The following is a 12,577-nucleotide window of genomic DNA, read 5'->3' on the forward strand; positions in this document are numbered from 1 at the left end:
GCGATGACGGGCGACGACGTCGTGCAGGTCCGCCGGAGCCCCGTGCTCGGGCGCCGCGGCGCGGTGCCCGCACTCGCGCCCGACGAGGGCGTCGCCTGGCACTACGGCGACCCTTTCGGCGAGCAGCGTGCGCTCGAGCGGCGCAACGCGTTCGCAGACCTCTCGCACACGGGCGTCGTCACCGTGACGGGCTCCGACCGGCTCACGTGGCTCCACTCGCTCACGTCGCAGCACCTCACGGGGCTTGCGCCCCGCACCTCGACCGAGCTGCTCGTCCTCGACCCGCAGGGTCACGTCGAGCACGCCGCGGGCGTCGTCGACGACGGCACGACGACGTGGCTGCTCACCGACGGCGACCACGCGGCACCGCTCGCCGCGTGGCTCGACCGGATGCGCTTCATGATGCGCGTCGAGGTCGCCGACGTCACCGACGACTGGGCGGCGATCGGCGAGAACGTGCGCGCCGAGGGCCAGGAGGGGGAGCCCGTCACGTGGGTCGACCCGTGGCCGACGGTCGCGCCCGGCGCGACCCGTTACGGCCCGGCCGACGACGCCCACCCGGGCGTCGACCGTGCGTGGCGGCTCGTCCTCGTGCCGCGTGCGACGCTCCTCGACGAGGTGCGGGCGCGCGAGGACGCGGGCTGGACCCTCGTCGGCACGTGGGCGACGGAGGCCGCGCGTGTCGCGGCGCTGCGCCCGCGCCTCGACCTCGACGTGGACGACCGCACGATCCCGCACGAGCTCGACTGGCTGCGCACCGCCGTCCACCTCGCGAAGGGCTGCTACCGCGGTCAGGAGACGATCGCGCGCGTCCACAACCTCGGACGCCCGCCGCGGCGTCTCGCGTTCGCGCACCTCGACGGCTCCGAGAACCTCCTGCCCGAGCCGGGTGCCGACGTGAGCGTCGGCGAGAAGGTCGTCGGGCGTGCGACGTCCGTCGCGATGCACCACGAGCTCGGCCCCATCGCTCTCGTCACCCTCAAGCGGAACGTCGATCCTGCCGCAGACCTCGTCGTCGCCGCTGAGGGGGGCGTCGTCGCAGCGAGCCAGGAGGTTGTCGTCGCCGCGGAGGGCGTCACGCCGGACCGTCCCGCGCCGCGCGCGCCTGTCGCGCGAGGACTGGCGCCGCGTCAGCGGCGCGACTGATGGACACCCCGGCCCGGACCGTCCGCCGCCGGGCCCTGCAGCTGCGCGTCCTTCAGGGGCGTTCGCGCGTGCGACGGGCGTTTGTGCCCGTCCTCCAGGCCGCGGTCGCGTCGAGCGCCGCGTACGCGTTCGCGTTCTTCGTCCTCGGGCACGAGATGCCGTTCTTCGCGCCCATCTCCGCGTGGATCTGCCTCGGCTTCTCCGCGGACCGGGAGCTGCGGCGCGTCGCCGAGCTCGGTGTCGGGGTCGCTCTCGGCGTGGGTTTCGGCGACCTCGTCGCGCACGGCATCGGCTCGGGTTGGTGGCAGATCGGCGTGACGCTCCTCGCGGCGTCGCTCCTTGCGCGGTTCCTCGACCGCGGGCAGATGCTCACGATGCAGGCGGGCGTGCAGGCGATCGTCATCATCGGCATGCCGCAGATGCAGGCGGGGCCTGTCGGACGGTGGACGGACGCGCTCGTCGGCGGCGTGACCGCGCTGCTCGTCGCGACGCTCACGCCGGGGGACCCGCGGCGCCACGCCCGCACCCTGGGGGCTGAGGCGACGACGGCGCTCGCCGAGATGCTGCGCGAGCTCGCTGCCGGGCTGCGCACCCACGACATCGACCGCGTGCGCACCGCCCTCGACCGCGGGCGCCGCACGCAGGGCCTCCTCGAGGACTGGGCCACGTCCGCGCAGGCCGGCCTGCAGAACACGCGGCTCGACGCGGCGTCGCGCCGATTCCGCGCCGACTTCCGGCTGCTCGTCCGGCAGGCGGAGATGCTCGACCGCGCCGTACGCTCCGTGCGCGTCCTTGCGCGACGCGCGATCTCGATGCCGCCCGACGCCGACGTCGACAGCGTCGGCGAGCTCCTCGGGCGGTCCGCGCGGGCGACGCAGGTGCTCGCGGCCGTCATCGGCGCAGGCTCGGACCCGACGCCGGCCCGCGGGGCGTTGCGCGACGCCGCGTCGCTCGCCGACCCTGGGTCGCTCGGTGACGCGGGCTGGCAGGTGCAGTCCCTGGTCATGCTCATGCGCTCACCGCTCGTCGACCTCCTCGAAGCGTCGGGCGAGACGCCTGAGGCCGCGCGCGAGGCGCTGCCGGAGCTCTAGTGTGCTTCCCGGACGCCAGGAACGCGGGAGTCGTCCGGTGCTGAGAGGGTGAGCCACTCCTCGTCGACGACATACCCGAGGCGCAGGTTGGCCCGGAGGATCGCTGCGTTCTCCGCGGAACCTCCGGTGCGGAAGACCTCGACGCCGTCACGCGCGAGCGTGAGGACGGAAGCCGCCTTGACGGCTGTACCGAGGCCGAGACCTCGATGGTCGGCCGCGACGACGGTGAAGTCCGTCTCGGCGCGCCCCCCTGCGACATCGAGATAGGTGACCGCGAGGGCCCTGCCGTCGTCGTCGATGATCCCGAAGGCTCGGCGCGTCCCGGTCACGCGAGCGGTCGACGGCGTCAGCGCGACGTGCTGGGTCGCGACGCCGCCGGGGTAGTCGGCCAGCGTCGCCGAGTCGAGTGCAAGAACCGAGCCGAGATCGGCGTCGACCATCTCCCGGACGCTGCCCGCCCTGCGGCCACGTTCCGTCAGCACCGAGAGCACATCGATGCTGACCCGCGCGGTAGTGAGCTCGGCAGCCCACGAGCGTGAGGTCACCACCCACCCCGCAGCTACCAGCGCGTGGCGACGCGCGTCGTCGGACCTCATGACGATCTGCTCAGCCTGCATCCACCCAGTTTGACCTACCGCATCGGGCGCGCACCCGCGCACCGCTACGCGTCCGCGTCGTAGACGATCGTCACGGGGCCGTCGTTGACGAGCTCGACCTGCATGTCCGCTCCGAAGCGACCCGTGCCGACGGTGACGCCGAGCGCGCGGAGCTCGGCGACGACCGCGTCGACGAGCGGCTCCGCGACTGCGCCCGGCGCGGCCGCCGTCCACGACGGTCGACGCCCCTTGCGGACGTCGCCGTAGAGGGTGAACTGGCTGATGACGAGCACGGGCGCGTCGTCGTCGAGAACCGAGCGCTCACCGTCGAGGATCCGCAGGCCCGCCACCTTCGATGCGACAGCCTTTGCCTGCGCCGGCGTGTCCGTGTGCGTGACGCCGACGAGGACGACGAGGCTCGGCCCGTCGAACGCCGCGAGGACCTCACCGGCGACCGTCACCGAGCAGCGCGACGCGCGCTGGACGACGACCCTCACGTCACCACCCCTGCGGCGTGCGCGGCGGGCGGCGCCGGTACGGCGCAACCGCCGGACGCACGTCGACGACGAAGATGATCGCGGCGACCGCCGCGACGATCGGGAGGAATGTGAACGGGCTGAGGACACCCGGGAACGGCAGCGTGAGGAACCCGACGGCCGTCGCAACCCCGACGATCGCGAGCCACGCCTGACGCGAGAGCTTGCCCGCGCTCGAGAATGCGTGCGCGGGCGTGCGGATCGCCTCGACGAGCGCGAACACCTCGACCGCGAACGCGCCGAGCGCGAGGACGAGGATGATGAGGCGCTGAAGTTCGTAGATCACCGGAGAGCCGTTCGTTCCGAAGTGTCAGGGGATGCGCTGGACCGCGAGCGGCGCCGCCGCCGCCAGCTCACGCAGCTCGGGGTGCTCGCCCGACGCGAGCGTCGCGAACACCGGGCCGCGCGCCACGATCTTGCCACCCGCGAGGAAGATCGCCTCGTCCGTCATGCGGGACACGAGCTCGAGGTCGTGCGACACGAGGACGACGGCCGTGCCAAGGTCCTGCGTGATCTCCGCGATGTTCGCCGCGATGTCGCCGCGCATCGCCGGGTCGAGCGCCGTGAGGGGCTCGTCGAGCAGAAGGATGTCCGGCCGCCCCGCGATCGCTCGCGCGAGGATGACACGCTGACGCTCACCGCCCGAGAGCGTGTACCCCTGACGCTGCGCGACGTGACGGGGGAGCGCGACGACGTCGAGCAGCTCCTCGACGGAACGGTTGACGGTGCGGCCCGCCTTGCGCGCGTCCTTGAGGCCCTCTTCGACGAGCTTCGTCACCGTGCGAGCACGCTCCGGTTCCGTGAGATCACCCTGGAGCACCCGACGCACCGACGACGCGAAGAGCTTCTTGTCGCGGCCCACCCGGTGGACGGCGCGGCCGTTCCACGTCACCGAGCCACGGTCCGGCTTGACGACGCCCTGCATGGCACGCAGGAGCGTCGTCTTGCCCGCCCCCGACTCGCCGACGACGCCCAGCGGGGCGTCGCCCGGCGTCACCGTGAGACTCACGCCCTGCAGGACGAATGAACGCTCGTAGCCCGCAAAGAGATCCGTGACGACGAGAGCAGGTGCGGAAGGCATGAGGATCCGTTCTGTGAAGGTGCCAGGAGGGCCTGTCTCACGGTAACGGGTGGGAGACGCCCGCGGTTCCGGCGCGTGAGGGAAGGCACAGGTGACCGAGTGCGCCGACGCAGAAGACCCGCCCCACCCCTCGTGAGGGTGGGACGGGTCTTGAGCGTTGTGCTGTGTGCTGGCGGTCGGCCGGCGGGTGCTACGCGGTCACTCGCCGCCGAGGACGATCCACGTGTCGTGACCGCCGACGGCCTTCTCGACGTAGGTGTTGACGCGGTCGCGGGCCTCGGCGCGCGTCTTGACGGAGGAGCAGCCGCCGCCGAGGTTGACGTTCGACGTCCAGACGACCTCGGGGGTCTCGAGGGTGCCGCAGGCGTCGCCCCAGTCCTCGAAGACGACGGCGACGTACTTGCCGGTGTCGCGGCCGACCTCGGTCGCGAGGGTGACCGCGGCGTCGTAGGCGCCGTCGGGGGCGTCGACGGTCGGGACGATGATCGCCTCGGTCGTGCGACGGTCGATGTCTGCCGCGACGGGGGCGGGGAGGGCCTGGCGCGCGTTGACGCGGACCTTGGTGCCGTCGGGCAGCTCGTAGGCGTAGTCGCCCTCGGACGGCTTGAGGCTCGTGGCCTGGGCGTCGGTGAGAGTCGCGCCGACGGCGGGCGGCGTGGTCGCGCCGTCGCCGACCTCGGCGTCAGCGGCGCACGCGGAGAGCGTGAGCGCCGCGACGGCCGCGAGGGCGAGGGGGGCGAGACGGAGGCGGGTGGGGCGGGGGGTGGGGTTCGTGGTGTGCACGTACCTCATTGTCCCAGATGATCCGCTGGTTCGTCCCATGAATTTCTGTGCCGTGGATAACGGCGGCACGCGGCGGCGTTCGTCGTCAGGCGGGGGCGGGCCCCGTGCTCGCGCGGATGACGAGCCGCGTGGGCACGAGGTCGACGCCGCCGGACCGCGCCCCCGAGCGCACCTGAGCGAGGGCCGCGGCGACGCAGCGTCGGCCGACCTCGCCGAAGTCCTGGTGGACGGTCGTGAGCGGTGGCTGCAGCTGTTCCGCGAGGTCGATGTCGTCGAACCCGACGACGGAGACATCCTCGGGCACGCGGCGGCCCGCGTCGGCGAACGCGCGCAGCAGGCCGGCCGCCATCTCGTCGTTGGCGGCGAAGACGGCGGTGCATGTCGCGTCCGGGGCGAGGGCGGCACCCGCGGCGTACCCGGAGGCGGCGGTCCAGTCGCCGCGGACGACGTCGGGGACGCGGCGGCCCGCCGACTCCAGCGCTGCGCGCCACTCGGCCGCGCGGCGTTCCGCGGCGTACGACGACTCGGGGCCCGCGAGGTGGTGGACCGTCGCGTGGCCGAGGGAGAGGAGGTGCTCGACGGCGGCGTGCGCGCCGGCCGCCTGGTCGGTGTCGACGACGGTGAAGTCGTCGCCCGCGTCGGAGTCGACGATGACGACGTGGACGTCGGGCGGGATGTGGATCGCTGCGTCGTCGAGGAGGTGCGCGGACAGCAGGAGGACGACGGCGTCGACGGCGAGCTCGCCGAGGCGGCGGATCGCGGCGAGGACGTCCTCGCGCGAGCGTGAGCGCACGGGCACGAGGGTGATCGCGTAGTCCTCGGCGGAGGCCCAGTTGGCGATGGCCTCGACGGTGCGGACGTTGCCGGTTGTCGAGAGGGTGAACAGGACGATGCCGATCGCGCGGAACTCGCCCGAGCGTAGGGCGCGAGCTGCGGCGTTGGGGCGGTAGCCGAGCTCGGCCATGGCGGCGAAGACGCGGTCGCGCGTCTCGGGGAGGACGGACGGGTGCCCGTTCGACACGCGCGAGACCGTCTGGGTGGAGACGCCGGCGAGCCGGGCGACGTCGCCCATGGGGACCCGCCGCGCACGGCGCTCGAGGCTCTCGGTCACGGTGTTCTCCGGTGGTCTGGCCGCGCGGAGGGCACCCGCGCACTCGCTTCACCGTAGCGGATGTTGACGAGAACATCCGCGAGATCGTGGCTTCCACGAGATCGGGCCCCAGCGGTCACGATCGCGTGATGGGGAGGGGGCGCGAGTTGACCGGTCCGCGGCAGCGGTGACACGATCGACGCACCGATGTTGACGTCAACATGGGGACTCGTCGCCAGCGGCGACGACCCGGGCTTCACCATGACGTGACCGCCTCGAGCCCCACGCGGTGCGCGGCCGGCACCCGTCGGCCGCGCACCGCGCACCCTGACCCGCCGCACCCTGCGGCACGCACGAGACCCAGAGAGGCGTCGCCCCCCATGTCGTCGACGATCACCGTCCCCGAGGCCCGCGCGCACGCGGCCGCCCCCGGCACCACCCCCCACCGCTGGCTCCTGCCGACCGAGGCACACCCCACGCCGCACATCTCCTTCGGCGCCGACTACAACCCCGACCAGTGGCCCCGCGAGGTCTGGGCCGAGGACGTCGAGCTCATGCGTGAGGCAGGCGTGACGATCGTGTCGCTCGCGATCTTCTCGTGGGCGCGCATCCAGACGGGCCCCGACACGTGGGACATCGAGTGGCTCGACGACGTCATGGACCTCCTCCACGCAGGCGGCATCCAGGTCGACCTCGCCACCGCGACCGCGTCGCCGCCGCCGTGGCTCACGACCCTGCACCCCGAGATCCTGCCCGTGACGCGCACGGGGGAGACCCTGTGGCCGGGTGCGCGCCAGCACTGGCGCCCCACGTCGCCGGTCTTCCGCGAGCACGCGCTGCGGCTCGTCGAGGTCCTCGCCCAGCGCTACAAGGACCACCCCGCGCTCGTCGCGTGGCACGTGTCCAACGAGCTCGGCTGCCACAACGCCTACGACTACTCCGAGGATGCCGCCGCGTCGTTCCGGACGTGGCTCACCGACCGCTACGGCGACGTCGACGCGCTCAACGACGCGTGGGGGACCGCCTTCTGGTCGCAGCGGTACACGAGCCTCGAGGAGGTCCTGCCGCCGCGCCTCGCCGCGTCCTACCCCAACCCGACGCAGCAGCTCGACTTCAAGCGCTTCTCCTCCGACGCCCTCCAGGGCTACCTGCGTGCCGAACGTGAGATCCTCGCACGCATCACCCCGGACGTCCCCGTGACGACGAACTTCATGGTCATGGGGGAGACCTCCGCGCAGGACTACCCGGCGTGGGCGTCCGACGTCGACTTCGTCTCCAACGACCACTACGTCCACCCCGGGCCGCAGTCGCACGCCGAGCTGAGCTTCTCCGCGTCGTTCACCGGCAAGATCGCCGGCCGGCGCCCGTGGTACCTCATGGAGCACTCGACGAGCGCCGTCAACTGGCAGCCCGTCAACCTCGCCAAGCGTGCGGGCCAGATGGCTCGCGACTCGCTCACGCACGTCGCGCACGGCGCCGACGCGGTCTGCTACTTCCAGTGGCGGCAGTCCGTCGCGGGCGCCGAGAAGTACCACTCGGGCATGGTGCCGCACGCGGGCCGCGACTCGCGGCTGTTCCGCGAGGTCGTGCGGCTCGGCCGCACACTCGAGGCGCTCGCGCCCGTCGCGGGCAGCGCGCAGCTGCCGGCGCGCGTCGCGATCCTCCAGGACCACGACTCGTGGTGGGCGAGCGAGCTCGACTCCCACCCGACGCAGCTGCTGCGCTACCGGCAGGAGGCGCTCGACTGGTACGCCGCGCTGCGCGAGCTCGGCGTGCGCGCCGACGTCGTGCCTGCAGCGACGGACCTCGACGTCTACGACGTCGTCGTGGCGCCCGTCCTCCACGTCGTGCCGGCCGCGCTCCGCGCGCGCCTCGAGGCGGTCGTCGCGCGCGGCGGTCACCTCGTCGCGACGTACTTCTCCGGCATCGTCGACGCCGACGACCACGTGGTGCCCGGCGGCTACCCGGGGGCGCTCCGCGACCTCCTCGGTGTGCGCGTCGAGGAGTTCTCGCCCCTGCTCGACGGCGACACGGTGACGCTCTCGGACGGCGGCACCGGAACCCTGTGGACGGAGCCGGTCGACGTCGTCGGCCCGGACGTCGACGTCCTCGTCACCTACACGTCGGGCGACGTCGCTGGCAGCCCCGCCGTGACCCGGCGCACGCACCCGGGCGGGGGATCGGCGACGTACGTCTCGACGCGACTCGGCCAGGCGGGCGTCGGCCGTCTCCTCGAGCGGCTGCTGCCGCTCGTCGACGTGACGAGCGAGCTGCCCGCGGCCCTGCGGGGCCGCGTCGAGCTCGCGGTCCGCGCGCACGACGACGCCGAGCTGTGGTTCCTCGTCAACCTCACCGACGACGACGTCCCGCTCACCGCCGACGGCACGCCCCTGCTCGACGGCACCCACCTGCTCGACGGCTCGGGGGACCCGGCGACCGACGCCCGGCCGACGCACCTCGCGCCGCGTGCCGTGACGGTGCTGCGCAGGACCCGGCGCGCATGAGGCCGGTCGGCCCCCCACCAGCGGCGCTGCAGCGCGCCGGGATCGACGGTCCCCTCCCTCGGCCCGGCGCGCTGGGTCGTGCCCGTCCCCGAGGACCGCGTGCACGTCACGCCTGTGGCGAACACGGGCATCCACCGCCCCCTCGGCTGGTTAGAGTCGAAGCGGTCAGACCTGCGCGCCGAACCCGGCGCGGGTGTACGCCGCTCGTGAGGAGCAGCTGATGTTCGAGAGATTTACCGACCGGGCCCGCCGGGTGGTCGTCCTCGCCCAGGAAGAGGCGCGGATGCTCAACCACAACTACATCGGGACCGAGCACATCCTGCTCGGGCTCATCCACGAGGGGGAGGGCGTCGCCGCGAAGGCGCTCGAGTCCCTCAACATCTCGCTCGATGCGGTGCGCTCCCAGGTCACCGAGATCATCGGCGAGGGCCAGCAGGCGCCGAGCGGGCACATCCCGTTCACGCCGCGCGCCAAGAAGGTCCTCGAGCTCTCGCTGCGCGAGGCCCTCCAGCTCGGCCACAACTACATCGGCACCGAGCACATCCTGCTCGGCCTCATCCGCGAGGGTGAGGGTGTCGCCGCCCAGGTCCTCACGAAGCTCGGTGCGGACCTCAACCGCGTGCGCCAGCAGGTCATCCAGCTGCTCTCGGGCTACCAGGGCAAGGAGCCCGTCGCGTCGGGCGCGCCCGCTGAGGCCACCCCCGCCGGCTCGGCCGTGCTCGACCAGTTCGGCCGCAACCTCACGCAGGCGGCCCGCGAGGGCAAGCTCGACCCCGTCATCGGCCGCTCGAAGGAGATCGAGCGCGTCATGCAGGTCCTGTCGCGCCGCACCAAGAACAACCCCGTCCTCATCGGCGAGCCCGGCGTCGGTAAGACGGCTGTCGTCGAGGGACTCTCGCAGGACATCGTCCGTGGTGACGTCCCCGAGACGCTCAAGGACAAGCAGCTCTACACGCTCGACCTCGGCGCGCTCGTCGCCGGATCGCGCTACCGCGGTGACTTCGAGGAGCGCCTCAAGAAGGTCCTCAAGGAGATCCGCACGCGCGGCGACATCATCCTCTTCATCGACGAGATCCACACGCTCGTCGGTGCCGGTGCCGCCGAGGGTGCGATCGACGCCGCCTCGATCCTCAAGCCGATGCTCGCCCGCGGCGAGCTCCAGACGATCGGTGCGACGACGCTCGACGAGTACCGCAAGCACATCGAGAAGGACGCCGCGCTCGAGCGCCGCTTCCAGCCGATCCAGGTCGCCGAGCCCAACCTCGACCACGCGATCGAGATCCTCAAGGGCCTGCGTGACCGCTACGAGGCGCACCACCGCGTCTCCATCACCGACGGTGCGCTCGTCGCCGCCGCGACCCTCGCGGACCGCTACGTCAACGACCGCTTCCTCCCCGACAAGGCCATCGATCTTGTCGACGAGGCAGGGGCACGCCTGCGCATCCGTCGCATGACGGCGCCGCCGGAGCTGCGCGAGCTGGACGAGGAGATCGCCCAGGCGCGTCGCGACAAGGAGTCCGCGATCGACGAGCAGGACTTCGAGAAGGCCGCCGCGCTGCGTGACACCGAGAAGCAGCTCCAGGCCCGTCGCGCCGAGCGCGAGAAGCAGTGGAAGTCCGGCGACCTCGACACCGTCGCAGAGGTGGACGAGGACCTCATCGCCGAGGTGCTCGCGCAGTCGACCGGCATCCCGGTCTTCAAGCTCACCGAGACCGAGTCCGCGCGCCTCCTCAACATGGAGGACGAGCTCCACAAGCGCGTCGTCGGCCAGGAGGCCGCCATCAAGGCGATCTCCCAGGCGATCCGTCGCACGCGTGCCGGCCTCAAGGACCCCAAGCGTCCCGGCGGGTCGTTCATCTTCGCCGGCCCCACGGGCGTCGGCAAGACCGAGCTCGCGAAGGCTCTCGCCGAGTTCCTCTTCGGTGACGAGGACGCACTCATCCAGCTCGACATGTCGGAGTTCAGCGAGAAGCACACCGTCTCGCGCCTCTTCGGCTCGCCCCCCGGGTACGTCGGCTACGACGAGGGCGGCCAGCTCACCGAGAAGGTCCGTCGCCGTCCGTTCTCCGTCGTCCTCTTCGACGAGGTCGAGAAGGCGCACGCCGACATCTTCAACTCGCTGCTGCAGATCCTCGAGGACGGCCGCCTCACCGACTCCCAGGGTCGGATGGTCGACTTCAAGAACACGATCATCATCATGACGACGAACCTCGGCACGCGAGACATCGCCAAGGGTGTCCTCACGGGCTTCGCCGCGACCGGTGCGCTCTCGACCGACTACGAGCGCATGAAGGGCAAGGTCAACGACGAGCTCAAGCAGCACTTCCGCCCCGAGTTCCTCAACCGTGTCGACGACATCGTCGTGTTCCCGCAGCTCTCGCAGGACGAGATCGTCAAGATCGTCGACCTCATGGTCGCGCGTCTCGACAAGCGCCTGCGCGCCAAGGACATGTCGATCGAGCTCACCGACGCGGCCAAGGCGCTCCTCGCGGAGCGCGGCTACGACCCGGTGCTCGGCGCACGTCCGCTGCGTCGCGCGATCCAGCGCGACATCGAGGACGTCCTCTCCGAGAAGATCCTCTTCGGCGACGTCCACGCAGGGCAGACGATCCTCGTCGACGCCGTCGGCGAGGGCCCGCTCGGCGAGTTCACGTTCACCGGGACCGACCGCGGCCCGCTCCCTGAGGTTGAGGTCGAGGCTATCGAGCCCCTGACGTCACGTGCGACGACGATCCCGTCGGCGTCCGGCGGCGACGGCGGCCTGCGCCAGGCTGGCGCCTGACGCTCCGCGCACAGCAACGGCTGCGGCCTCCCACCCCTCGGGGTGGGAGGCCGCAGCCGTACGTGCGTGGGGTGACGCGCGCCGTCGTCAGCGCCCGTCAGCTGCCGCGAGGGCCTCGTCGAGGATCGCGAGGAACTGCGCCCGACGGTCGCGGCGCACACAGTGGCCCGCGCCCTCGACGACGAGCACCTCGCCCTTGCCTTCGATCGTCAGCTCTGCGCGCTCGGCCATCTCGGCCGGGACGACCGAACCGTGCTCTGGCGTGCCGAGCACGACCGTCGTGCTGAACTCGTCCTGAGGCGCGAGGCGCGCGAGCTCGCCGACGCGGTCGCCGTCGCCCCAGCCCTGCGCGAGGTCGACGACGCGCGGGTCGACCTGGAGCTTCGACTCGGCCCAGGGCGCGACCTCGTCGGCCGGCCAGTCAGGGTTCTCGGTGAGGCACTGGCGGACGAGCTGCGCGTACGAGCTCTGGCGCAGCGTGCGAACCCACGCGCCGACCTCGGCGTCGCGGTCGCGGCCGATGCCCCACGCGGGATCCTCGAGGACGAGGCCGCGCAGGAGAGCGGGGGCGCGGACGGCAAGGTCCTGCGCGACGAGCCCGCCGAGGGAGTGCCCGACGACGAGCGCGGGACGCTGCGCGACCTGCCGGACGACGACCGCGAGGTCGTCTGCCGCGGCCTTGATGGTGAAGAGCGCGTCAGGGAGGGGGGACTCGCCGTGGCCGCGGAGATCGGTGACGATCGTCAGCCTGTCGGTGGCGAGGTGCTCGACGACGCTGGGCCAGCACGCGGAGGAATCGGCGAGGCCGTGGAGGAGGACAACGGGCGTGAGCGGTGACGCCGGGGGGCCGTAGGCAGCCCACGTCACGTGCCCGAGGTGCCCCGAGCCGGCCTCGACGACGCCGTAGTTGAGTGCTGCCACCTGTGCCTCTGCATGTCCGGGGGCCCGTCCTCGGGCCACGCCCAGCC

11 protein-coding genes are annotated in these 12,577 nt (G+C 72.3%); 4 read left to right on the forward strand and 7 right to left on the reverse strand.

The window, feature by feature from the left end; genetic code table 11:
• Positions 1-3 precede the first annotated feature (3 nt).
• On the forward strand, positions 4-1,146 hold the full coding sequence (gene ygfZ, locus IGS67_RS03515) for a CAF17-like 4Fe-4S cluster assembly/insertion protein YgfZ (protein WP_192277970.1): 1,143 nt from the start codon (positions 4-6) through the stop codon (positions 1,144-1,146).
• On the forward strand, positions 1,146-2,237 hold the full coding sequence (locus IGS67_RS03520; protein WP_192277972.1) for an FUSC family protein: 1,092 nt from the start codon (positions 1,146-1,148) through the stop codon (positions 2,235-2,237). The genes ygfZ and IGS67_RS03520 overlap by 1 nt, the downstream gene beginning before the upstream one ends.
• Here IGS67_RS03520 and IGS67_RS03525 read toward each other — a convergent pair.
• From IGS67_RS03525 to IGS67_RS03550, 6 genes are all read right to left on the reverse strand, one after another.
• Positions 2,234-2,854 (reverse strand): GNAT family N-acetyltransferase, encoded by a 621-nt coding sequence (locus IGS67_RS03525; RefSeq protein WP_192277974.1) that lies wholly within the window; start codon positions 2,852-2,854, stop codon positions 2,234-2,236. The genes IGS67_RS03520 and IGS67_RS03525 overlap by 4 nt on opposite strands.
• Positions 2,855-2,898: 44 nt before the next feature.
• Positions 2,899-3,330, reverse strand: a complete 432-nt coding sequence (gene dtd / locus IGS67_RS03530; RefSeq protein ID WP_192277976.1) for a D-aminoacyl-tRNA deacylase — start codon at positions 3,328-3,330, stop codon at positions 2,899-2,901.
• A gap of 1 nt (position 3,331) precedes the next feature.
• Positions 3,332-3,655, reverse strand: a complete 324-nt coding sequence (locus IGS67_RS03535; protein WP_192277978.1) for a DUF2516 family protein — start codon at positions 3,653-3,655, stop codon at positions 3,332-3,334.
• Positions 3,656-3,679: 24 nt separating this feature from the next.
• On the reverse strand, positions 3,680-4,450 hold the full coding sequence (locus IGS67_RS03540; protein WP_192277980.1) for an ABC transporter ATP-binding protein: 771 nt from the start codon (positions 4,448-4,450) through the stop codon (positions 3,680-3,682).
• Between the two features lie 198 nt (positions 4,451-4,648).
• Complete coding sequence (locus IGS67_RS03545) at positions 4,649-5,233, reverse strand: hypothetical protein (RefSeq protein WP_192277982.1); 585 nt, start codon at positions 5,231-5,233, stop codon at positions 4,649-4,651.
• An 85-nt stretch (positions 5,234-5,318) separates the two neighbouring features.
• Positions 5,319-6,344, reverse strand: coding sequence for a LacI family DNA-binding transcriptional regulator (locus IGS67_RS03550; protein WP_328741394.1), 1,026 nt, complete (start codon positions 6,342-6,344; stop codon positions 5,319-5,321).
• A gap of 359 nt (positions 6,345-6,703) precedes the next feature.
• On the opposite strand from IGS67_RS03550, the gene IGS67_RS03555 reads away from it, so the two are divergent.
• A complete protein-coding gene (locus tag IGS67_RS03555; RefSeq protein WP_192277984.1) occupies positions 6,704-8,827 on the forward strand; it encodes a beta-galactosidase in 2,124 nt (707 codons plus the stop codon).
• 220 nt (positions 8,828-9,047) lie between these two features.
• The gene (locus IGS67_RS03560) at positions 9,048-11,609 is read left to right on the forward strand and encodes an ATP-dependent Clp protease ATP-binding subunit (protein ID WP_210767055.1); all 2,562 of its coding nucleotides are present in this window, start codon (positions 9,048-9,050) and stop codon (positions 11,607-11,609) included.
• An 87-nt stretch (positions 11,610-11,696) separates the two neighbouring features.
• Here IGS67_RS03560 and IGS67_RS03565 read toward each other — a convergent pair whose 3' ends face one another.
• Positions 11,697-12,530 carry an alpha/beta fold hydrolase gene (locus IGS67_RS03565; protein WP_192277986.1) on the reverse strand — a complete coding sequence of 278 codons (834 nt, stop codon included), beginning with the start codon at positions 12,528-12,530 and terminating at the stop codon, positions 11,697-11,699.
• Between the last annotated feature and the right edge of the window lie 47 nt (positions 12,531-12,577).

This window comes from Flavimobilis rhizosphaerae, from assembly GCF_014852685.1.
Classification (GTDB): Bacteria; Actinomycetota; Actinomycetes; order Actinomycetales; family Cellulomonadaceae; genus Flavimobilis; species Flavimobilis rhizosphaerae.